This window comes from Microcoleus sp. PH2017_12_PCY_D_A (genome assembly GCF_020738565.1).
GTDB lineage: Bacteria > Cyanobacteriota > Cyanobacteriia > Cyanobacteriales > Microcoleaceae > Microcoleus.
Genome location: NZ_JAEQCI010000070.1, coordinates 1 through 21170, shown reverse-complemented (window position 1 = coordinate 21170; position 21170 = coordinate 1). Strand labels below are relative to the sequence as shown.

Below are 21170 nucleotides of genomic sequence, written 5' to 3'. Positions count from 1 at the left end.
TATGTTCATCAAACAAATATCCTTGAATGCAGATAAACTAATCGATTTCCAGCAATGGAAAAAAGCCAATGGCGATGATTTTTCACTCTGGGATTATCTTTTTGGATCTGCTAATATTGAAATTGCCATAGCTTTCACAAAACTATTCTGGCCAGATTTTGTCGAACATGAAGGTGGCATCTTTTTGTCCGAAGCCTTTAACAGTCAAATCTACGAACAGTGGAAAATCGAGCTAGGGAATGATGTCGCTGCAATTGAGCAGGTGATGAACCACCAGCACGTTGATGACATTCTCCCCGGTGCGGAAAACGCTAGCAGTGACAATTTATTGTATTTGGGACAAGCATTAGCTCAGATGTGGGAAAGTCGCCTAAAATCGCTTTATCCTCAGCGCCGTTTTCAAGTTAAATGCGATCGGGACGAACACACGGTTGTAGTGACATTTTTTCAAGATAATTAATCAAGCCTTCGCCCCCAACAATTCGGGCTGCAAAACCTGATTTAATTTGCCGCTGCGAAACCCCTCCAAATCCAAAGTCGCGTACACAAAACCCAACTGCTGAAACGCCGCCACCAATGCAGGCAAATCCGCATTTAATACAAACTCTTGAATCTCCTGGGCCGGCAATTCAATTCGCGCTGTATCTCCATCCGATCGCACTCGCAGATTTTTCAGCCCCAACTGCCGCAAATACCGTTCAGCGCGCCCCACTCTTTGCAACTTTGCAACGGTGATTTCTTCACCGTAAGGAAAGCGCGAACTCAAACAAGGCTGTGCCGGTTTATCCCACCAAGGCAAACCCAATTCTCTTGCTAACTGCCGCACTTCAAATTTAGTCATGCCAACTTCTGCTAAAGGCGATCGCGCGCCCCGTTCCTTTGCAGCCTGAATCCCCGGGCGGTAATCCTTCAAATCATCAGCATTCACCCCATCCACCACATAAGGATAACCCTTGGCGAGTGCTAGCGGTTTCAAAGTATCGTGCAGCTCGCTTTTGCAGAAATAGCAGCGATTAACCGGGTTAGAAGTGTAATTAGGATTGGCCATTTCCTGAGTTTGTACTTCCTGGTGGGCGATGCCAATTTCTGCGGCTTGAATCCGGGCATCTTCCAAATCTTCTGTGAGTAGAGACGGAGAAACAGCCGTCACAGCCAAAGCGCGATCGCCCAACACATCAAAAGCAATTTTTGCCACCAAAGTGCTGTCAATGCCGCCGGAGTAGGCAATCAGCGCCCGTTCCACCTGCGCGAAGATATCTTTTAATTGTTCTAGTTTTTTCACTAACATGATTTCAATTGGGATTACTGTAGAAGGCGATCGATATTAGATCCCCAACAACTTCTGCGAAGTCGGGGATCTAAATATTCTGTTTTTTTTAGGTGGGTTTAGTTATTCTGGATCGATACCGAGGGCTGCCAATCGCGCCAAAAGTTCTTGATTGCGCTGTCTTTCCTGTTCCAACAGCGTTTGGGCGGACTCTTTATCTTGCTGTTCGCGATCGGCCCGCTGGCTTTCAGCTTCGGCCCGCTGGCTTTCAGCTTCGGCTCTTTGGCGTTCGGCTTCGGCCCGCTGGCTTTCGGCTTCGGCCCTTTGACGTTCTACTTCTGCCCGTTCTTCCGGCCACAAAAGCAGCTCTCCGGCCGCATTCCACCAGCGCAGCCAATTTCCTGTTCTACCTTCGCGAGTTCCCTGCCAAACTCCCAAAAATAGATTTAATCCAGGTATCAAATAACGCCTATTTTCATCAGGATCTTGATTGTTGTAGCGATCGGATTCCAGCGCATAAACTTCTATTCTGCCTGTATGCGGCCGAAAAATGACATAGCGAGGAACTTTGATTACTTGTTCGTAAAAGAACCACTTGCCGATTTCTTCTGTGTGTTCTACGGAGTATTCATCGCCGTAAGTAGCTGAGAGAAATTCCATCACTACAAAAGGCACTGTTCCTTCGGTATGAGGCGTGTAACTGCGGCGGGGATAGCTGTGAGGCCAAGGTTGAACCGGTTGCACGTACATCCAGTCTGGGGCTTTGCAAATAGTGCGATCGTCCACAGCAGCACACAAAGCAAAATTAGAAACTATCAGCGCGTCTTGCGTTTGTTCCGGGGAATCCACTACAGACTGGCGCAAACCGTTAGATATTAAAGGATGTTCTATATTTTCCACGGGGTCATCTGGTAGAATAAAATCATCGGGAAGCAGCGGCCAGGTAATTTTTAGCTGCGATATCGGTTTGTGAATTACAGCAGTCATAAGTCACCTCATTTTACAATAAAGATTTGAGTTTTAGTCGAGATTGCCGAGCGATAACCTTCTCTATATCTTAGCGCGCTAATTCGACAATAAAATTGGTTAGTAGTGAGGACTTTAGTCCTTCCAATCCGAGGACTAAAGTCCGATGCTGCGAACTATTTAAAATTCTCGGCGGGAAAATATGGCGATCGCAATTGACAGCAGCAGCACCACATACAGCAAACCGTAGCCCGCATCTGTAATCAAACCCGCCAAGTAAGGTACTTGTCCGTAAACAGCATCATTTCTCAAATTGAACCGGGCTAAATCAGGCAAAACCAGATAAAGTCCCATCATCAATTGTTCAATGCCAGGATTTTTAGTTAACTTGCCGAAAGCCACTAAATCCCGCGTCGAGTGTCCCATCAAATAAACGCTAAATGTCAGTAAAGTTGCCAGCAGCGAACTGCTAAAAACCCCAAATAAAATCCCGACACCGGCCATGAGGCACAGCTCAAACCACACGAACAGCGAAGCGATTAAAATGCTGCCCAAAGGGTAAGGAATGCGGCTCAAACTCAGAATAGCCAGATAGATAACAGTCATTGCTGCTACAAGAACAAATAGCACCGCCGACATCCCTAAGTGCTTGCCCACAATTAGCTCAGCCCGACTTATCGGCTTGGCCACTAATAGGTAAACAGTCCGCTTTTCAATTTCTTTGTTGACCAGTCCGGTAGCCACAAAGACTGTGACAATTATACCGAGGATGCTCATCGCAGCCAAACCGATATCTAAGATAATTTTCTTTTCGGTTGTCGCTGCCAATTCCGGTATCAAGCGCACCGAGGCTCCCATCAACAGAGCAAAAATAATAATTAAGTAAAGGATGCGATCGCGAATTACTTCCCAATATACATTAGTCGCGACTGTCAATATTCTTCTCAAATTCATCTAGTTATTAACCCGCGGTCAACTTTCGCCATACTTTAGTTTAAGGAAGAAGGCAGTTCGGCAACGGATTTTTTAACGGATGTAACGGATGTAACGGATTGATGTTGAGAGTAGAAGTCAAGCCTAAAGAAAGAGGATTTTTCCCATCTCCCTCTCAGACACTCCCTATCTACCCGTCTCCCCGTCTCCCCGTCTCCCCGTCTCCCATCTTCCCATCTCGCCTTCTCCCACTATCCTAACTGCCAGAGACTGGCTCAAACTTGACTGTCTCCCGCATTTCCATCTTTTTTCAGTCCGGATTTAGAACGTTTGATAGCGTCGCAGGTTACAGTCGCCCTATTGCCTGTATCGATCACCTCGCAAGATTTGGTAAACGAATATATTTCGGGTCTAAACACCAGCCCCAGCCAAGTTGCCTGCATCTGTAACTGATAGCGGGACTCTCCTTGGACGATCGAAGTTTTGACCTCCCAGCTCGCATCTTCTGGGACTACCCGAATTGTTTTTAACGCTTGATTTTTCAGAAAAAATCGCTCGTTGTCAATATCTATCAACATTTGTTCTACCTGCGCCCACGGTTTTGTGCGAGCTTCATTTTGCAGGTATCGATCCATTGCATTGAGGATCACAACTCCTCGGGAGCGATTAATAGTTGGCTGTTGAAATGTCACCACATAATCGCTTTGTCTCAAATCCTGCGATAAAATGCTGGGATATTGTTCGATCCAACCTTGAATTAAAAAGTGAAATGCAAACCAACAGGAAATCAGTACGTGAATTAGAGTAATCATTAAAAACTGAGGGCGCACCAACGACCTAGCTCTTTCCCATTTTGAATCACTATTCCAAATCTGTATGATAGCAAGAATTACTACTGCTATCATCGGGCCGGATATCCATGCTATTTCCTTTTGATCCGACGGCAATCTGACGAGCAACCACAAGCCAATTAAGCTGCTTGTCAGCCACGGACTCAGACTTACTTCTTTAATCACAAAAGGTTGCTGGCTGGTCAGCAAACCCATGGAAAGTGTAAAAAATAACCAGCTCATATCAAACAGCAGAGTTCTCGTCGGCAAGTCTGTGACTGCCGCCACTGACAGCAAAGCTAAAAAGATGCCGAGCAGTAAAGGCGTCTTCCAGTGGACAACTTTAGGCGGAATTATCACCTTTTGGAATTTTTTATTGCTTTCCCAAAGGTTGTTTGTCAGCTTTGTGAGTTGCTGAGTCACATCCAAAAATTGCTTCATCATAGATTTCAATTGACGCTTTGCAAAAACAACACGGTTAAAATAACGAAATTGCTAACAGTGTGGGCGATTAAAACTGCCCCAAACTGGGTGGTTACTCGAAAAGTTTTTTTGGGAGGACGGCGGCTGAGAGTTGGCGGCCCCAAAAACTGAGGTTTGGAAGCTTTTTTGTTACCAGAAACCATGTTCTCTATGAATTCTAGTCCCTGCCATTTGGCGAGAAAAGTGATTGCCAATACCGAGAGGGCAATCGCAGTTATTGCAGAGTAAGTATTCTGACCTCCGCCTAATAAAATATAACCGATAAGTTCTTCTCGCCATTCTTTGGAAATAACGCTTTCAATGCCGAATAAAACTAACCAACCCACGCAAGTGCAAGCGAGATTGAGGATAGCTGTATATTCAACGCTGGTTTTGGGGCCGAGTTTCAGTAGTTTTTGCAGAAACCACGATTCGATCGCGATCGCCAAAAACATCATTAAAATTTGCACCAAAACAGTCCGAAATGGGAAAACACTCGCAATCATAAGGATTCAGGTATATCAGCCCGTGTTAGATTTTAATTGTACATCAGAAGCGGAATAATCTAGAACGCAGGTTTTAGCCCCTAATCCTCTTCCATCGCCCTTCTGAACATTAGGTGGTTGAGGTTGTATCCTATAATCTTTTGAGATCGGCCAACAGAAGGGAAATATTAAACATTCAATGGGCGCGATCGAATACCCACCCCGAGACAGACTAAAATAAGTGCGGATTATGGTAAGGAATGGCATTGGTATTCGGACAGCCTCATCCCGCTCAGAACGCATCGCGGGTCAGATTCACGTCTACGACGGTGCTGGTAAAGGCAAGTCTCAGGCAGCTTTGGGAGTAGTGTTGCGCTCGATCGGGCTGGGTATTAATTCTGACTCGCCCACGCGAGTGTTGTTGCTGCGATTTTTGAAAGGGCCCGGCCGCTCCTACGACGAAGACGGGGCAATAGAAGCCCTGCAACGGGCATTTCCGCACTTGATCGATCAAGTGCGTACCGGCAGAGCCGAATATTTTGGGGCCGAAGCAATCACCCGCTTCGATCGCACAGAAGCCCAGCGAGGCTGGGATATCGCTAAAGGAGCGATCGCCAGCGAGCTTTATTCTGTAGTAGTTCTAGACGAACTAAACCCCGTATTGGACTTGGGTTTGCTCCCAGTGGACGAAGTAGTCAAAACCCTCAAAAACAAACCAGAATATTTAGAAATCATCGCCACGGGGCGAGCCGCCCCCGAAGCTTTGCTGGAAATTGCCGACTTGCACTCAGAAATGAAGCCCCACTATCACCCCGCAGCGGCCGAGCACAATATTTCAGGTATTGAAATATACACCGGAGCGGGCAAAGGCAAGTCTACGAGCGCCTTGGGCAAAGCTTTGCAGGCAATAGGTAGGGGTATCGGCCAAGACCAATCTCACCGCGTGTTAATTGTGCAGTGGCTCAAAGGCGGCACCGGTTATACAGAAGATGCGGCAATCTCCGCTTTGCGGCAAAGTTACCCGCAGCTAGTAGACCACCAGCGGTGCGGCCGAGATGCTATAGTTTGGCGGGGGCAACAGCAGGAGTTAGACTGCATCGAGGCAGAACGCGGCTGGGAAATCGCTAAAATGGCGATCGCCAGCGGCTGGTATAAAACGATCGTTCTCGACGAACTCAATCCCACAGTAGACTTAGAACTGCTGCCGGTAGAGCCGATCGTCGAAGCCCTGCTGCGAAAGCCCCGCGATACAGAAATAATTATCACCGGGCGCTGCCACAAACCCCATGGTTACTTTGACTTGGCAAGCGTACACTCGGAGGTATACTGTCACAAACACTACGGCGATCGGGGCGTAGAACTAAAGCGGGGTGTAGACTTTTAGACCCCCCAGCGGTGCGGAGTTCAATCCGAGCCAGAATTATTTAAAGACGGCCCTGCCTGGGAAACCGGAAATTGCCACAAAGCGTTGTAACCAAGTAACCAATCTCTCACTTTTCTTTGTCTGGCGATCGCCCGATCGACCCTTGTTAATCTTTAATTTCCTTCCCCGGAGGCGATCCCCGAGCGCCAATCCAGAATGGAACATTCAGAATATGAGCCGCGTCTCAAGAGAGCGTGAGCACCTGAGACATTGCACAAGGATTATTAAAGGGTGAAGACATTGAAAATAAAAGCTTACAAGCAAAAAGTCCGCGAGAGAGAAAGTCTAGACAGGGTTAACACCAGTAGGCTAGACTTGCGGCTGGCAAACAGGTTAAACTACAGCGGCATCCAAACATTCGGTGTTCTAGGCAGTGTCTGTAGTCGCACAAGCGATGACCAACAAGTAGAGGAGTGAAGCTGTATGACAACGTTAACTGACAATTCCGATCAAACTAATTTAAACACTCCGGGACTGGGCCCGGATACAATCTTTGCTGGAGCGGGGGCGGATTTAATTACAACTTCCACCCTCGGCGGCAGCTTAATATTTGGCCAAGGCGATAACGATACTCTAATTTCCGTCGGGCCGAACGATACCCTAAACGGTGGTCCTGACGAAGATTCATTAGTAGGCCAGCGCGAGCGGGTTTTCATGTCGGGCGAAGCAGGCAATGACACCGTAATCGCTCAAAGCCGGAATTCGTCGCTGTTCGGCGGTTTGGGAGATGACTTGCTCCAAGGCACAGTCGATGGCAACCTGATGTTTGGTAATCAGGGTGCAGATACGATGCTAGGAGGCGCCCTCGGAAGAGACACCCTCTACGGTGGCAAGGACAATGACTCCCTCGGCTTCTTCATCGCAGGCGGCGGCAACAACCTCGGTCTTCGCATCGGCGGCAGCGCCGGTGGCAATCAAGGCAGCAACTTCTTGCGCGGAGACTTGGGCGACGACTTCGTTGTAGGTATCAATCAGAAAGATAGTCTGTTCGGCGGTAAAGGCAACGACACACTGTTCGGTGTGGCCAGCAACAGCTATCTGTCCGGCGATAATGACAACGATACCTTAGTCATTAACAACAGTACCCAGTCGAGTCCGTTTTCTTCGAGCGTCATCACCATTGGCATTGAGAAAACCACTTTGATGGGCGGTGAGGGCAACGACTCTCTCCTCGGCGGTATCGGCGACTTTGGCACCGGCAAAAACTTGTTGGACGGCGGTGCAGGCAACGACACGATCGCGGTTTATGCTACTCAGGACACGGCTCTGGGAGGCGCAGGCGACGACTTCATCAAGTCGTCTACGGTGTCTGCACTTTCCAGCGTAGGCGCGTCGAGTTCATTTCCAGGCTTCGCGGGTCGCAACTTGCTCGACGGCGGCGATGGCAACGACACGATCGTTGCAGCTTTTGCCAGTGATACCATGATCGGTGGCGGTGGCAATGACAGCTTGAGCGGCATCTTTAATCAAGCCTTCGGTGGAGATGGCAACGATACGATCGATGCCACCACTTTTGCGATCGGTACTACTACTGCCCTGATTACTCTTGACGGCGGCCTGGGTGACGATCTGTTACTTGGCAACACCAGCACTAATCTTACTACCACCGGCACCGTCACCAACTTCATGAACGGTGGTGAAGGAAGTGACACCATCGTGTTTGGCAGCAGGCGCGATCGATTGGTTGGCTCCTTTGCTGGTAACGACTTCATCTCCTACGCCAGCAGTGTCAACTTTACCGGTGCCACAGCGCCAAACGTCATTACCGATACCTTAGGTTCCAACTTCATCATTGGCGCCAACGGCACTGATGTCATCACTACCGGTGCTGGCGACGACATACTGTTCGGCGGCCCCAGCAGCAGTCTTCCTACCGGAACAACATCTGACGGGGACGACACCTTAAATGCCGGCGGCGGAAACGACACGCTGTTGGGCGGCTTTGGGAACGACTATTTGCTCGCAGGTGACGGCAACGACTCTCTCGGCGGCGGGCCCGGTGCTGACACCCTGATTGGCGGCGCGGGTAATGACAGCTTCTACTACAACAACTTCGGCGAGGGCGTCACGATCAACACCAACGGTAGCCTGGGTACCAGCCCAGACCAAATCGGCGATTTTGAAGTCGGCCGTGACAAGTTGGTATTGAACTTCGATTCCTTCCTGTTACCACCATTTGACAATAGTCTGCCCAATCGACCTTCTTCCAGGGCGTTCTTACAGGTGGAAACCGGGACTTACAACAACGATCTGACTCCGGCAGGAGCGACTCCAGGACAAGCAGTCCTCGTTTACGAAGGTGCCACAGGTCGCTTGCTGTACGACAGAGACGGTGCTGGCGGCCAAGCACCAATTCAACTGGCACTGCTGAACGGCAAACCAGGCTTGACGGCGACTGATATTACCCTGATTTAATTTAGGTGGCTGCGGGTGGGAGTCGGTTTGGAAAAAGCCGTAGCGTAGCGGGGCTCCATCCATCGCCCGCGCCAACTCTAAAAACTAATTGTGCTATGTTTCCAGCTAGGGATATGAATCCCTAGCTTTTTTATTGGCATGGGGAATTGGGAATTGGGAATTGGGAATAGGGCATTGGGCGGAGCGAAGCGGAGGGATGGGGCATCGGGCTTTTATAACATTGGCATTAAAAGGAAGGGCAGATTCACCGATCGATTTTGCCACCAATCAATCATTCCTTAAACGTATAGGGCCCAAGCCCAACAACATACCTCATATGGGAGCTCGAACCGCTATATTTTGTTTGCCAGTAAGTTAGGCATTACCCTATAAAATACTGAAATGCTCAAACAGCCTTTAAAAGAAGCTGCTATCAACGAAGATGTTGCTATTCAAAAAAACAATGAATACGGAACACATTACAACATGAAAATCTGGCTGAAAACCGCAGTAGGTTAATCTCTGATTCTAGCAGCTTGGATCGTCCGCTCAGGTGAAACTTTCCCCAGATTAACAAGTTGTTATCCCGTCAAAAAGTGAGGTAAAAATAATGAAAACAATTAAAGATCTAGATATTGTTGCTTTAACTGAAGATTTAGAAGCAACCCATTTTGAAACAAAACAAATCATTAAATTATCTTTCATGACAAGTAGGAACAGTTGTGATGGAATTTGATGGTAGTGCTTTTGAGGTAGAATTTTCTCATCAAGATGGCACAACTTATGCAATGGAAACAATCCTCGCTACAAAATTAATGCTTTTACATTACGAGTTAGTAGAATCTGTAGGGGCAGTTAGCCGATAGATTTTGCCAGCAATGATTTTTCTAATCTACAAAAAGTATGTCTAAAAAAAATACCGCAAACGATATGTTGTTTGCGGGATTTAGTAGGCAGGAAAATTGTCGCAAGAAATACTTTATGCTCGGTCTACAATCTCTTTGGCTTTATCTTTGAGGTCTTCTTTCATGTGAATTGCTGATGCTTCGTCCTGCTTGGCTTGACCTTCTAATTTATCTTTCTGGTTGCCTGTAACTTCGCTCACAGCTTCTTGAATTTTGCCTTCAATATTCTTGGCAGTTACTTCGACTCTATTTTCAATGGTCATAATTTTTTCTCCTAACCTTACAACTACTACTGTATAAATTAAAAGCTGAGTCTTAATCTATCTTGAGAAAGATTTAGATATCTATCTAAAGATTGGTTAAATCGGAACTTCGACAAGTTTATTCCGGGAGGAAAGACCGGATTTAATTGCGATCGCAGATTTCGACACTTTAAACTTTTTCGCCAACAGCACGATTAATTCTTGATTGGCTTTTCCATCCACGGGCGGCGATTTGAGATGTACTTTGAGGCTGCCGTCGGGTTGCTCTTCGATGCTTTGCTGTTGGGAATTAGGTTTAACTTTGACTGTTAAAATGGTCATAGTCAGAAGGAAGAAGGAAGAAGGAAGAAGGAAGAAGGAAGAAGGAAGAAGGAAGAAGGAAGAAGGAAGAAGGAAGAGGGAAGAACTAACAATTACCAATTACCTGTTTGGCCAATGCCCAATGCCCAATGCCCATTGCCCATTGCCCATTTCGTAGAAACTGGGTTGAATAAAGTAAGTCCGATCGTTCAAGAAACGGAGATTCTTTCTGAATGTTCGATTTTTGTCCCTAAAACTTTGAGAAATTCAGCTAGCCAGTTAGGATGGGCAGGCCACGCGGGGGCTGTGACTAAGTTGCCATCGACTACGGCTTCGGTAACGGGAACTTCGGTATATTTGCCGCCGGCCCGGAGGATGTCGGGGCTGCAAGCTGGGTATGCGGTGCAGCGTTTGCCTTCGAGTACGCCAGCGGCGGTGAGGACTTGCAATCCGTGACAAATAGATGCGATCGGCTTTTTGCTATTGGCAAAGTAACGGGTAATTTGCAGCACTTTTTGGTTGAGGCGGATGTATTCTGGGGCGCGTCCTCCGGGGACAATCAAAGCGTCGTAATCGGCGGGGTTGATTTCATCGAAAGTCGCGTTTAAAGTGAAGTTGTGACCGGGTTTTTCGCTGTAGGTTTGGTCGCCTTCAAAGTCGTGAATTGCGGTGCGAATTGTTTGACCTGCTGCTTTGTCCGGGCAGACTGCATGGACGGTGTGACCTACCATTTGCAATGCTTGGAATGGTACCATTACTTCGTAGTCTTCTACAAAGTCGCCGACTAACATTAATATTTTTTTTGCTGTCATGTTTTGAACTAAGCGGTTGAAACCGCGTCTATACAAACAAAACCCGCCTCCGCAGGTTGAAGAACGGGCGGTGAAAATTACTTTATTTTCTTAAGGCCGCGCACGAGGCGGACATGGTTCGTGTAGACGCGGTTTCAACCCTACGTCCGATCTGGAATCTAGAAACCGTTGCGGCCCCAAATTACCATTGAAATTGAGAAGGAGAACAAAACTAGCACCGAAACCCAACCGAGCGACAAAATATCCATAGCTATTTATTGAACAAACTGTACAAAGTGACTTCAATGCTTATGATAAGTCAATTTGAGCCATTTTTGAAGTGAGGGCGCTGTGAAGGACTCGTCAAATTTTAGTTTCGCTGAACGGGTAGAATCTTTGAAAGCAGGAAGTGTTGCTGCTTTGTCTTGTTTGCTGGCTTTTGGGTCGATCGCCCTTGTTAACACTTTAATCTTAGCCCAGAGGTGGGATGCTCTGGCGGGTTTGCAGGTCAGGGCGATCGACCTAAATTTTGGATTGAGAGGATTGATGGCATTTTTGGGCGGTTTTTTGTTCGGCGTGACTTACCGCTACGCTATCCGCCGCGATACTAACCCGCAGCTTAAATCTGGTGTGGTATTGGCTTTTGGGTTGGTGCGGGCTTTTGGACAGTTGGATGCTGGATTGTCTTTTGAGGGGGGACTTTTTTTTGAAGTTGGGAAAATGCCCGCCCTACTGGAGTTGTTGCCGTTTGCGGTGGTTGGGGTCGAGAGTGTGGTATTGTTTGCGATCGCGGGTTTGGTTCTGGATTGGGCGATCGGGCGAAAGTTGATTAAACCTTTCGGGTGTTCGTAGTGAGGACTTCAGTCCTCTGATTGGATGCGGACTGAAGTCCTCACTACGAACCTGATTGGATGCGGACTGAAGTCCTCACTACGAACCAGTTTATGAAATTTAACTAAAAGTTAATACTTCATATTCTAGAGTGCCGTAAACCATTTGCTTGTCAACCGCAGATAAAACTTTATTATTAGCAGCATCCGAAACTAAACACTGACAAACTAACTGGGCTACATCCGCCCGGTGAATTGTTCCCGCCACCCGACAATCTTCTGTTAAAACACCGTTTCCCGTTGCAGGTTCCGATTTCAGTCCGCCCGGACGAATCACTGTATAAATCATCCCGCTGGCGATCAAATGATTTTCGGCTTTTTCTTTTTCAAGTAATACCGGGCGCAAAGTTTCTAAAGCTTGCGGTGGCAAAGCGGCGGCAGTGTTACCGCTACCGATAGATGAAACTAAAATAAATTTTTGCACGCCTGCTTTGACAGCCGCATCAATCAAGTTTTTGTTGCCCAAATAATCGGCTCTTTCCCCATCTTTTGGCAAGCCGCCAACGGTGCTGATTGCAGCATGGATTGGTGCGCCTCCAGCGATCGCCATTTCCACAGCCGCAGCGTCCAAAGCATCGGCTGTGATAACTTTGATGCCCATTGTTTCTAATTCGGTGCGGTGGTTGGGCGATCGCAAAAGTGCTGTTACTTGCATCTGTTGTTGTACCAGACATTTCGCGATTTCTAGGCCGACACCTCGACTAGCACCTGCTAAAAAAATGTGTGATTTCTCTGTCATATTAATTTTGTTTTAATTTGTGCAGAACTTGGTTTTTTTGACTGTGGAACAGTATACAACAATCCTCTGTAATTTTTTGAATTAGTTTTTTTTTACCGCAGAGGGCGCAGAGGGCGCAGAGGAAGAGAGGGGAAAGATTTGCAATTTGTAGTTTACGTTAGATTTTTTTGCCCACCATTACTACCCAAGATTGAGCTTCGCGCGGCAAACCGGGCGGGCGGTAGTAGTGATTAATAATGGCAAATCCCGCTTGTTCTAAACAAGGCGCTAAAGTTTTGTATTCCCATCCCGCAGTATAGCGTTTTCCCGTCGGGCGCTCGTCGTATCCTTCCCAATTTCCCCGACACATTGACATGACAATTGCACCGCTAACAACTAAGGCTTTGTGCAAATCTTGCAGCACTTTTACCATGTCGTCGCTGGGAACGTGAATCAGGGAAGCATTGGCAAAAATACCGTCAAATTCTCCATTTGGCAAGTCTAGATTCAGGAAAGATTGCTGCAAAACTTCGCAGCCGGATAACTTCTTTGCTGTTTCTACAAAAGCTGGAGTTGCATCTAATCCTACAACTGTATGTCCTTGGCTTTTGAACGCTACTAAATCTCGTCCTGGCCCGCATCCTATATCAAGGATTTTACCGGGATTGCGGGGCATGGCAGCGGTCAGTGCGTCGCGATTTTGGGATACGTCGTGATGCCATGTTCCTTCTCGGAAAGATTCGGCAGTTAGCTGGTATTCTGCGATCGTAATTTCTTCGCGTTTGTCCATAATTTCCTCTCTTATATGATGTAAGATTGGTTCGTAGTAAGGACTTTAGTCCTCTGATTTATGCGGACTAAAGTCCTCACTACGAACGCTATTTAAGATTGGTTCGTAGTGAGGACTTTAGTCCTCTGATTTATGCGGACTAAAGTCCTCACTACGAACCCTTTGTAATAGCGCTGAATCTGAGTTAAGAAACGAGGGTTTTTTGTTCTAATTTGGAAAATTCTGATTCAACTTCTAAGATAGAACCTTCGGGGGATTCGATCGCAAATCCCGCATCTCGAATCATATCCCAATCTTGATTGGCGCTTTGTCCGGGAGTTGTGAGATAATCGCCCACAAAGATCGAATTAGCAGCGTAAAGTCCCAGAGGCTGCATCGATCGCAAATGCACTTCCCGTCCCCCAGCAATCCGAATTTCTTGGCTGGGAAGCAAAAATCGGAACAAACAGAGAATTCGCAAACATTGGCGCGGATTTAAGCGATTAACGTCCGCAAATGGCGTTCCGGGGATCGGAATAAAAAAGTTGACAGGTACGCTGGTAACGCCCAAATTACGCAGCGACAGCGCTAAATCGATCGCGTCATCATCCGATTCGCCCATCCCCAAAATTCCGCCCGAACAAGTTGTGATTCCGGCTGCTTTGACGTTTTCGACGGTTTCGACGCGATCGCCAAAAGTATGAGTCGTGCAAATCTCGGTGTGGTACGATTCGGAAGTATTGAGATTGTGATTTACGCGATCGACTCCAGCTTTAGCCAAACGGTGAGTTTGCTCCTCGGTCAACAACCCCAAACAAGCGCAAATTTTCAGGTTATAATTTGCCTTGACCGTTTCTACAGCATCCAAAACGCGATCGAAAGTAGATGCACTCGGTTGGCGGCCAGAAATCACAAAACAAAACGTACCAGCTTTTAAATCTGCTGCGCGTTGGGCCGCATCCATAATTTTTTCCTTAGCTAACAGCGGATACTTTTCTATTTCTGCACTCGAAATTTTAGACTGAGAACAATAATGGCAATCTTCAGGACAAAGGCCGCTTTGAGCGTTTAACAAATAGTGCAACCTGACGCGGTTTCCCCAGTAGTGGCGGCGTACCCGATAAGCTGCATTCAGTTGTTCCAGCAAAACCTCATCCGGCGCGCGCAATACAGCCAAAGATTCCTGGCGAGAGAGACATTTTCCCGCCAGCGAGTCATCAGCTAAATCGTTCCAATTGGGTAAATTCATTACTAAAATTAAAGGGTTTACAAAGTATCCAAAACCTGACGAATCACCCGATAAATCGATTCGAGTTCATCAGGAGAAATGCAATAGGGAGGCATCAAGTAAAGCGTATTTCCCAAGGGGCGGAGCAAAAACCCCGCTTCCAGAAATTGCGCTTTCAATACAGGGGCGATGTCATTAAAATAACCGGAAACGCTTTCCGTTTTTACATCCATTGCTGCAATTGTGCCGCAAGTCCGAATCCGTTCCAGTTTAGGATGATTTCTCAGCCATTGATTCAGGTATTTGCGGTGCAGTTTTTCCATTCCTTGATAGGCATTTGGGTTTTGCTCCAAAAGCTCCAAAGATGCTACACTCACCGCACAAGCTAAAGGATTTCCGGTATAAGAATGACCGTGATAAAAAGCTTTTTCCGATTCATCTCGCCAAAAAGCTTGATAAATATCCTCCGATGCCATTGTGACAGCAATTGGCAAGCAGCCACCAGACAATCCCTTAGACAAACACAGGATATCCGGCTCAGTTCCAGATTTAACAGAGGCAAACAGTTCGCCCGTGCGCCCAAAACCCGTCATCACCTCATCGTAAATCAACAATACATTAAATTGGCGGGCAAGTTGCGCGATCGCCCGCAAAAACTCAGGGCGGCACATCCGCATACCCGCAGAACCTTGCACCAAAGGTTCAATAAAAATTCCCGCATAGCCCTTCCCATGCTTCAACAAAGACTCAAGTTTCTCCAAACTCTGCGCCTCCTTGCTTTCCACCTCCTCATCGCCATCAAAAGTCCCAGGAAAAGGCACAACATCCCCAGCAAACATTAAAGGCGCAAAAGGTTCCCACCACAGCGAACTCCTGCCCGCAGACATCGCGCCCAAAGTATCGCCGTGATAACCTCCCTCAAAACCAATAAAGCTAGTGCGGTTAGTTTCTCCGAGATTTAGCCAATATTGAAAAGCCATTTTCAGAGCAACTTCAACAGCAGTCGAACCATTATCAGAAAAGAAAATCCGCGTCAAAGAATCAGGCGTATGAGTTATTAATTTTTCAGCAAGCTTCTGAGCCGGTTCGTGAGTAAATCCAGCAAAAATCACGTGTTCTAACTTTTGAGCTTGTTCGTAAAGAGCCTCAGCCAAAACCGGATGGCTGTGTCCGTGAATCGTCACCCACCAACTAGAAATACAATCAAGAATTTGCCGCCTATCTTCCAATTCCAGCCACGATCCTTTGCCGCGAATTACCTTCAGCGGCGTCGGAGCAGTTTTCATTTGTGTGAACGGCTGCCAAATCGGTGAACTTGAAGAATCACGTTCTAGACTTATCGTCATTTCGCCCCTGTAACTAATATCAACTTGCATTTTAATATAGCACTACCCAATCACTTCTGAACTTTCTATCTCTTCTTCTTTATTTTTTTATTTTCTTCCTTTTTGTCCTTAGCGCCTTCGCGGTTCGTTCAAAAAAAAAATCTAGTTTAATGTTCCGGGCGGCGGTGCTACAACATCTGCCACCATATCAGGTATTCCCGGGCGATAGTTAAATTTGTCAGTTAAATTTTTTCTACCAATCAGCAAATAAGTTGTCATTGCTCCTTTGCCTTTAACATTAATTTTACCGCGTTTTTCCAAGACATACTTATCGCGGAGCAATTCATAGGTAGAGTTGCTAACTTGAATTTTACCGGGAAGTCCTTGGGATTCCATGCGGCTTGCTGTATTGACAGCATCTCCCCACAAGTCGTAAATAAACTTTTTAGTACCGATGACACCGGCGACAACAGGCCCGCTATTAATTCCAATGCGGATATTCAGAGGTACACCGGATTCGTCGCGAAATTTCATAATTTCTTGCTGCATTTCTATAGCCATTTCGGCAATACATTCTGCATGATTTGTAGATGGAAGTGGCAAACCGCCTGCTACCATATAATTGTCGCCGATCGTCTTAATTTTTTCTAAGCCGTATTTCTCGCTCAAGCAATCGAAAGCCGAGAATACTTCGTTCAGCAATTCGACTAATTCTTCGGGAGACGTGCGCGAGGATATTTTGGTAAAGCCGACAATATCCGCAAACAGCACCGTCACCTCGCCAAATCCATCTGCAATATTGATCTGACCTTGTTTTAGGCGATCGGCAATCATTTCAGGTAAAATATTTAGCAATAAACGTTCCGACTTTTCTTGTTCGGCGCGCAATATCTCCTCAGCTTGTTTCCGCTGTGCGATTTCCTTGTAGACTCGTTGAAACATTTGATTGAAGGCGGCCATAACTTCTCCCAACTCGTCATCGCGCTTGACGGATAGAGAGTAGAAATCAGGTTTTTCTCGATCTTTGCTCAAAGCGACTCCCGCAGCGATTAAGTCATCGCGCAGTCTCAAGATTGGTGCAATTACTGTCACTCCTAAAAAAAGCATAGTTACAGAAGTGACAAATGCTGATATAATAATCACAAGAACAGCAATGCGCCCGATAAATGCGTAGAGTTCTGGTTGAACAGTGGAAGCATCGTGTCGCAAAATTAAAATGTAATCGCCTCCCAAATGTCGCTCTGTCCAAGCAATATCGTAGCGTTTTCCTTCCAAACTTTTTTTGCGAACTATACGGGCAATTTTTAGTTTTTCCCAATCAATTTCTGGCGGTTCACCAAGTGTATATATGAGCTGACCGTCAGCTTGGTAAATAGATACTCCTAATACTACTTGAGAATCCTTAGTAATATTTTTGACTTCTTCTTCCAAGACAGTGCGATCGTAAATATCTTGTTTGAGCAAAACCTCTAGGGAATCCACCGTCGCCCGAGATACCTGTTCGAGTTGAGTTAAAAGTTCATTTTCGCGCCGAAAATAAGAGGGAACTAAAATAATTCCCTCTATGACAAGAATGCTAGCAAATACCCACAAAGCTATTTGCCTAGACAAGCGAGATTTGAAAAACTCCAAAAATGATAAAATTCGCACTGACATAAAATTTAGTCTTCTGCAAAGGGCTAATTTAGGACATAGGAAAAGAAACTGGGTTTCTCGCAATAAATTTTGGGTTGGTCAACCAAGCAACTGATCGGACGGTGGTTGAAACCGCGGCTAGACAAACGAAGTCCGGATGGTGCGCGGACTGAAGAAAGAAGATAGCGTAATTTTAACCGCCCCGTCTTCAACCCGCGCACCATCCGGGTTTTGTTTGTGTAGAAGCGGTTTCAACCGCCCGGTCTTCTGAGATAGCAGACTCCTTAATCTAATGATAAACAAATTAAACCAAAACTGCGCTGACTAATCGGCCTGCCAGCAAATAAGTATTCATATCGCCCTTACCTTTGACATGGATAATTCCTCTGTCTTCAAACAGATACTTATTTTGCAAAATATCGTAAGTTGATTGTGTGACTTGAATGGCGCCGGCAATTCCGTGGGATTCCATGCGGGATGCTGTATTGACGGCATCGCCCCAAAGATCGTAAATGAATTTTTTGGTGCCAATAACTCCCGCAATCGCAGGTCCGGTATTGATGCCGATGCGGATGTTAATTCCTGCATGGTGTTTGGCATTAAATTTGGCTAATTCCTCCTGCATATCTAAGGCCATTTCCGCAATACTTTCGGCGTGGTTGCTGCTGGGATTTGGCAAACCTCCAACTACCATGTAAGCATCTCCAATTGTTTTGATTTTTTCCAAGCCGTACTTTTCTGTCAAATCATCGAAGGCGGAAAAAATTTCGTTGAGAAAAACGAGCAATTCTTCGGGAGATATTTGTGCTGAAAGTACGGTAAAGCCGACGATATCGGCGAACAAAATCGTGACTTCTGCGAAGCCGTCAGCAATGCTGCTGTGACCGTCTTTTAGCTTGGCAGCAATGGATTCGGGTAAAATATTGAGCAGCAGGCGATCGCTCTTTTCTTGTTCTTTGAGCAATTCTACATTAGTTTCTTGCAATTGTGCCGTGCGTTCCCTGACGCGCTGTTCTAATTGTTTAGCATTTTGGCGCAACCTGCTGAGAGCTAAAGTTAATCCTGTTATCCCTAAAATTGAAAGTCCAGCTAACAGTAAAAACAGGTCTTTCAGTCCGCCGCGAGTTTTTTGAGTGATGGTTTCTAGAGGTTGAGTTATTTCTAATATCCCGCGCACGTCTCCCACTTTCCAGTCTTTTTTAGGACTGTCGCGGTTAGTGTTGTGACAGTTAACGCAGCTAGGAGTGAGAATATCTGCCTCGGCATATCGAAATGCTGGTTTGCCGCGAAAATCCTCACTGCGGAAAAATTGTCCCGTGGGATTTTGCGTCAAATAGGTAATAGCTTGCCGTTCAAAATCATCTCGGACACCACCTTCTTCTCGCCGCCAAGGAAATGGGTAGTCGCTGTAGAGACGAACTGATACTTCAGGATTTTTTTTGGTGATATGGTTGCCGAGTTCTATTAAGAAGGTGGCAGGTACGGGAACTGTTGCTTTTGTTGATATTGGGTTGTAGTCGTGGGTAAAGTTAATCGATTTAGCGGTGTTGAGAGGACTGATAACATCAGAACTGTAAAGGGTGCGGGCTTCTTTAATAGCTTGGGCGTAAAGAGTAGCATTTTGGAGGGCTTGCGCTTGTATTAGGGTAGAGGAAAGACGAGACATATTTGCCATCGCTACTCCTACGCCTACACAAAATAAAATTGTCACCGCAAGCAGAATTCGCTTGTAAATTAATTGGCTGATGGCAGCCAGACTGCGAGAAATCAACTTGTCCATGCTATCCTCAAGTTTGAGGTTCGATATTGATTTTATTTTATGCACTACTAAGATAACACTGCTTTGTCAGAGTGTTTTACTGTAAAACAAGACTGGAGATTGCCAGGGATGGTTAATTCTTGTTTACCGCAAGTGTTTCGCTTGTCCGTAAAAGTACCCATGGGTTTATAGTAGTTCGCGCACTTTTTGCTCGATCTCGGTTAGGATAGCAATTGTAGTCTATGGTTGGCGATCGTGAATTCTGACTCTACTGTCTCACCTGCACAGAACGAAATTTTTCCGGGAGAAGTTTTCGTCAATACTGCGGATTTTGATACAGGCATTCGGCGACTTTTACCGAAATATGACGAAATGCTGGATGTATTAGCAGGCTGCATTGCTAGCACCAACCACCGCATTTTAGAACTCGGCTGCGGTACGGGGGAACTGAGTTTAAAAGTTCTGCAACGCTACCCGTCGGCCGAAATTGTTGCTGTGGATTATTCGCCGCGAATGCTTGATTTTGCCCGCGCCAAAATAGAGTCGGCAGGATACGCAGCCCGGTGGACTGGCATAGAATTGGATTTTGGAGAATGGGCGAACAATCCAAATGTTTCTGGATTGGGGGATAAATTTAATGCTGGCATTTCATCTCTGGCAATTCACCATCTTGAGGACGAAATGAAGCTGAAATTGTTTCAACGGATTCGCGAAAGTTTAAATGCTGGCGGCTGTTTTTGGAATGCCGATCCTGTTTTGGCAGAATCGGCAGTAATGAAGGATATTTATCAAGCGGCGCGGGAAGATTGGGCGCTAAGTCAGGGGGAAACTTTAGCAGCAATTCGCGCTGGTGTGGGGACGAGTGTGTCTTACGGGTATTCTAATCCCGATCGCCTAGCGACACTTGCGACACAGTTGGAAATGCTGGCAAATGCTGGATTTGAGACTGTGGCAGTTCCTTGGAAATACTGCGGTATGGCGGTGTTTGGGGGATTTGTTCATTAATCAGGAGTAAGGCAAAAGAATGGTTTGACAAGCTACTGATAGCGGTAAGGTGCGCAGTGCGCACCCTACAGATAGAGTTTATGCGTAAGTCCTATTAGTAAAAAAAGCCGTCCTGCTATGTAGGGTTCAACCTCAGCACCTTACGGGTTAAATCAAGATGGTAGTTAGTATTTTATGTTACTAATTTCGGCGGTATAAAATCTATAATACTGTCAGGATTGAGGAAACAAAATGACTGCAACTGCGATTAAAAGTATTGATTGGGATGCTTTTTGTTCTGAACTGTCGGGAGTCGAAATAATTCGCGATCGCGCGCAAGTTGTCAAGCTATCTCCAGACTATTATCACTTCAGTCCTGTTTTGCAACCTATCTTAAGTAATAAAACAGGAGATTTAGTAGTTCGTCCCGCCAGCGAAGCCGAAGTTTTGCGCGTAGCGAAAGCCTGCGTCAAATCCCAGATTCCGCTAACTGTTAGAGGTGCGGGAACGGGCAATTACGGGTAGTGCATTCCCTCAATGGCGGTGTTATTCTAGATACCAGCAAAATGAATAATATCCGCTGGATCAAACCGGGTTTGGCTTGCGTGGAACCGGGGGTGAAAATGTCGGTTTTCGACAAAGCAGCGCGAGAATCTGGTTGGGAATTGCGGATGGTTCCTTCAACTTACCGCACCGCAACGATTGGCGGATTTATCGGCGGCGGTAGCGGGGGAATTGGTTCGATTACTTAGGGCTTGCCGAAAAAGCCTAAAACCTTTACAGAGAAAGACTTTGACTGGTTTGAACGCTCCGCGTGTGCAAGCTTATGAGCTAAAATCTGTC

22 protein-coding genes and 1 pseudogene are annotated in these 21170 nt (G+C 46.4%); 8 read left to right on the top strand and 15 right to left on the bottom strand.

Going from position 1 to position 21170, the window contains the following annotated elements; genetic code table 11:
* The first annotated feature begins 1 nt into the window (after window position 1).
* Complete coding sequence (locus JGK39_RS20580) at window positions 2–460, top strand: hypothetical protein (RefSeq protein ID WP_293296043.1); 459 nt, start codon at window positions 2–4, stop codon at window positions 458–460.
* Here JGK39_RS20580 and larE read toward each other — a convergent pair whose 3' ends face one another.
* From larE to fraC, 5 genes are all read right to left on the bottom strand, one after another.
* Entirely contained in the window at window positions 461–1288 is an 828-nt protein-coding gene (gene larE / locus JGK39_RS20575) for an ATP-dependent sacrificial sulfur transferase LarE (RefSeq protein WP_293296041.1), read from the bottom strand.
* A gap of 102 nt (window positions 1289–1390) precedes the next feature.
* A complete protein-coding gene (locus JGK39_RS20570) occupies window positions 1391–2254 on the bottom strand; it encodes a Uma2 family endonuclease (RefSeq protein ID WP_293256444.1) in 864 nt (287 codons plus the stop codon).
* 159 nt (window positions 2255–2413) lie between these two features.
* A complete protein-coding gene (locus JGK39_RS20565) occupies window positions 2414–3187 on the bottom strand; it encodes an ABC transporter permease (protein ID WP_293256441.1) in 774 nt (257 codons plus the stop codon).
* A gap of 254 nt (window positions 3188–3441) precedes the next feature.
* Window positions 3442–4440, bottom strand: coding sequence for a DUF5357 family protein (locus JGK39_RS20560; RefSeq protein WP_293256438.1), 999 nt, complete (start codon window positions 4438–4440; stop codon window positions 3442–3444).
* A gap of 5 nt (window positions 4441–4445) precedes the next feature.
* A complete protein-coding gene (fraC, locus tag JGK39_RS20555) occupies window positions 4446–4964 on the bottom strand; it encodes a filament integrity protein FraC (protein WP_293256435.1) in 519 nt (172 codons plus the stop codon).
* Between the two features lie 229 nt (window positions 4965–5193).
* On the opposite strand from fraC, the gene JGK39_RS20550 reads away from it, so the two are divergent.
* From JGK39_RS20550 to JGK39_RS33680, 4 genes are all read left to right on the top strand, one after another.
* Window positions 5194–6327 (top strand): cob(I)yrinic acid a,c-diamide adenosyltransferase, encoded by a 1134-nt coding sequence (locus JGK39_RS20550; RefSeq protein ID WP_293256432.1) that lies wholly within the window; start codon window positions 5194–5196, stop codon window positions 6325–6327.
* A gap of 462 nt (window positions 6328–6789) precedes the next feature.
* Entirely contained in the window at window positions 6790–8781 is a 1992-nt protein-coding gene (locus tag JGK39_RS20545; protein ID WP_293256429.1) for a calcium-binding protein, read from the top strand.
* A 589-nt stretch (window positions 8782–9370) separates the two neighbouring features.
* Window positions 9371–9496 carry a hypothetical protein gene (locus JGK39_RS20540; protein ID WP_293256426.1) on the top strand — a complete coding sequence of 42 codons (126 nt, stop codon included), beginning with the start codon at window positions 9371–9373 and terminating at the stop codon, window positions 9494–9496.
* Window positions 9486–9626, top strand: coding sequence for a DUF4926 domain-containing protein (locus tag JGK39_RS33680; protein ID WP_293302789.1), 141 nt, complete (start codon window positions 9486–9488; stop codon window positions 9624–9626). The genes JGK39_RS20540 and JGK39_RS33680 overlap by 11 nt, the downstream gene beginning before the upstream one ends.
* 113 nt (window positions 9627–9739) lie before the next feature.
* On the opposite strand, the gene JGK39_RS20535 is transcribed toward JGK39_RS33680, so the two are convergent.
* The 4 genes from JGK39_RS20535 to petN form a co-directional block, all read right to left on the bottom strand.
* The gene (locus tag JGK39_RS20535) at window positions 9740–9928 is read right to left on the bottom strand and encodes a CsbD family protein (RefSeq protein WP_293256423.1); all 189 of its coding nucleotides are present in this window, start codon (window positions 9926–9928) and stop codon (window positions 9740–9742) included.
* Between the two features lie 96 nt (window positions 9929–10024).
* On the bottom strand, window positions 10025–10249 hold the full coding sequence (locus tag JGK39_RS20530) for a DUF167 domain-containing protein (protein ID WP_293256420.1): 225 nt from the start codon (window positions 10247–10249) through the stop codon (window positions 10025–10027).
* 188 nt (window positions 10250–10437) lie between these two features.
* Window positions 10438–11040: a DJ-1/PfpI family protein gene (locus tag JGK39_RS20525; protein WP_293256414.1), complete on the bottom strand. Its 603-nt coding sequence runs from the start codon at window positions 11038–11040 to the stop codon at window positions 10438–10440.
* A gap of 158 nt (window positions 11041–11198) precedes the next feature.
* A complete protein-coding gene (gene petN / locus JGK39_RS20520; protein ID WP_071883976.1) occupies window positions 11199–11288 on the bottom strand; it encodes a cytochrome b6-f complex subunit PetN in 90 nt (29 codons plus the stop codon).
* A gap of 82 nt (window positions 11289–11370) precedes the next feature.
* On the opposite strand from petN, the gene JGK39_RS20515 reads away from it, so the two are divergent.
* Window positions 11371–11871, top strand: coding sequence for a hypothetical protein (locus tag JGK39_RS20515; protein ID WP_293256411.1), 501 nt, complete (start codon window positions 11371–11373; stop codon window positions 11869–11871).
* 99 nt (window positions 11872–11970) lie between these two features.
* Here the strand turns inward: JGK39_RS20515 and JGK39_RS20510 are convergent, their stop codons facing one another.
* From JGK39_RS20510 to JGK39_RS20485, 6 genes are all read right to left on the bottom strand, one after another.
* Window positions 11971–12648 (bottom strand): SDR family oxidoreductase, encoded by a 678-nt coding sequence (locus JGK39_RS20510; RefSeq protein WP_293256408.1) that lies wholly within the window; start codon window positions 12646–12648, stop codon window positions 11971–11973.
* Window positions 12649–12805: 157 nt separating this feature from the next.
* Window positions 12806–13417 (bottom strand): class I SAM-dependent methyltransferase, encoded by a 612-nt coding sequence (locus JGK39_RS20505; protein ID WP_293256405.1) that lies wholly within the window; start codon window positions 13415–13417, stop codon window positions 12806–12808.
* A 184-nt stretch (window positions 13418–13601) separates the two neighbouring features.
* Window positions 13602–14645, bottom strand: a complete 1044-nt coding sequence (bioB, locus tag JGK39_RS20500; RefSeq protein ID WP_293256402.1) for a biotin synthase BioB — start codon at window positions 14643–14645, stop codon at window positions 13602–13604.
* 17 nt (window positions 14646–14662) lie between these two features.
* Window positions 14663–15970 (bottom strand): adenosylmethionine--8-amino-7-oxononanoate transaminase, encoded by a 1308-nt coding sequence (gene bioA / locus JGK39_RS20495; protein WP_293256399.1) that lies wholly within the window; start codon window positions 15968–15970, stop codon window positions 14663–14665.
* 141 nt (window positions 15971–16111) lie between these two features.
* Complete coding sequence (locus JGK39_RS20490) at window positions 16112–17605, bottom strand: adenylate/guanylate cyclase domain-containing protein (protein ID WP_293256396.1); 1494 nt, start codon at window positions 17603–17605, stop codon at window positions 16112–16114.
* A gap of 283 nt (window positions 17606–17888) precedes the next feature.
* Window positions 17889–19364, bottom strand: a complete 1476-nt coding sequence (locus tag JGK39_RS20485) for an adenylate/guanylate cyclase domain-containing protein (protein WP_293256393.1) — start codon at window positions 19362–19364, stop codon at window positions 17889–17891.
* 234 nt (window positions 19365–19598) lie between these two features.
* On the opposite strand from JGK39_RS20485, the gene JGK39_RS20480 reads away from it, so the two are divergent.
* Both JGK39_RS20480 and JGK39_RS20475 read left to right on the top strand, forming a co-directional pair.
* Window positions 19599–20348, top strand: a complete 750-nt coding sequence (locus tag JGK39_RS20480; protein ID WP_293256390.1) for a methyltransferase domain-containing protein — start codon at window positions 19599–19601, stop codon at window positions 20346–20348.
* 231 nt (window positions 20349–20579) lie between these two features.
* Window positions 20580–21170: pseudogene (locus JGK39_RS20475) on the top strand (FAD-binding oxidoreductase); the annotation flags it as partial.

Excerpts from the sequence above, each read along its gene's own strand:
- JGK39_RS20580 (WP_293296043.1), top strand. The coding sequence starts at position 2 with ATGTTCATCAAACAAATATCCTTGAATGCAGATAAACTAATCGATTTC.
- larE (WP_293296041.1), bottom strand. The coding sequence starts at position 1,288 with ATGTTAGTGAAAAAACTAGAACAATTAAAAGATATCTTCGCGCAGGTG.
- JGK39_RS20570 (WP_293256444.1), bottom strand. The coding sequence starts at position 2,254 with ATGACTGCTGTAATTCACAAACCGATATCGCAGCTAAAAATTACCTGG.
- JGK39_RS20565 (WP_293256441.1), bottom strand. The coding sequence starts at position 3,187 with ATGAATTTGAGAAGAATATTGACAGTCGCGACTAATGTATATTGGGAA.
- JGK39_RS20560 (WP_293256438.1), bottom strand. The coding sequence starts at position 4,440 with ATGATGAAGCAATTTTTGGATGTGACTCAGCAACTCACAAAGCTGACA.
- fraC (WP_293256435.1), bottom strand. The coding sequence starts at position 4,964 with ATGATTGCGAGTGTTTTCCCATTTCGGACTGTTTTGGTGCAAATTTTA.
- JGK39_RS20550 (WP_293256432.1), top strand. The coding sequence starts at position 5,194 with ATGGTAAGGAATGGCATTGGTATTCGGACAGCCTCATCCCGCTCAGAA.
- JGK39_RS20545 (WP_293256429.1), top strand. The coding sequence starts at position 6,790 with ATGACAACGTTAACTGACAATTCCGATCAAACTAATTTAAACACTCCG.
- JGK39_RS20540 (WP_293256426.1), top strand. The coding sequence starts at position 9,371 with ATGAAAACAATTAAAGATCTAGATATTGTTGCTTTAACTGAAGATTTA.
- JGK39_RS33680 (WP_293302789.1), top strand. The coding sequence starts at position 9,486 with ATGGAATTTGATGGTAGTGCTTTTGAGGTAGAATTTTCTCATCAAGAT.
- JGK39_RS20535 (WP_293256423.1), bottom strand. The coding sequence starts at position 9,928 with ATGACCATTGAAAATAGAGTCGAAGTAACTGCCAAGAATATTGAAGGC.
- JGK39_RS20530 (WP_293256420.1), bottom strand. The coding sequence starts at position 10,249 with ATGACCATTTTAACAGTCAAAGTTAAACCTAATTCCCAACAGCAAAGC.
- JGK39_RS20525 (WP_293256414.1), bottom strand. The coding sequence starts at position 11,040 with ATGACAGCAAAAAAAATATTAATGTTAGTCGGCGACTTTGTAGAAGAC.
- petN (WP_071883976.1), bottom strand. The coding sequence starts at position 11,288 with ATGGATATTTTGTCGCTCGGTTGGGTTTCGGTGCTAGTTTTGTTCTCC.
- JGK39_RS20510 (WP_293256408.1), bottom strand. The coding sequence starts at position 12,648 with ATGACAGAGAAATCACACATTTTTTTAGCAGGTGCTAGTCGAGGTGTC.
- JGK39_RS20505 (WP_293256405.1), bottom strand. The coding sequence starts at position 13,417 with ATGGACAAACGCGAAGAAATTACGATCGCAGAATACCAGCTAACTGCC.
- bioB (WP_293256402.1), bottom strand. The coding sequence starts at position 14,645 with ATGAATTTACCCAATTGGAACGATTTAGCTGATGACTCGCTGGCGGGA.
- bioA (WP_293256399.1), bottom strand. The coding sequence starts at position 15,970 with ATGACGATAAGTCTAGAACGTGATTCTTCAAGTTCACCGATTTGGCAG.
- JGK39_RS20490 (WP_293256396.1), bottom strand. The coding sequence starts at position 17,605 with ATGTCAGTGCGAATTTTATCATTTTTGGAGTTTTTCAAATCTCGCTTG.
- JGK39_RS20485 (WP_293256393.1), bottom strand. The coding sequence starts at position 19,364 with ATGGACAAGTTGATTTCTCGCAGTCTGGCTGCCATCAGCCAATTAATT.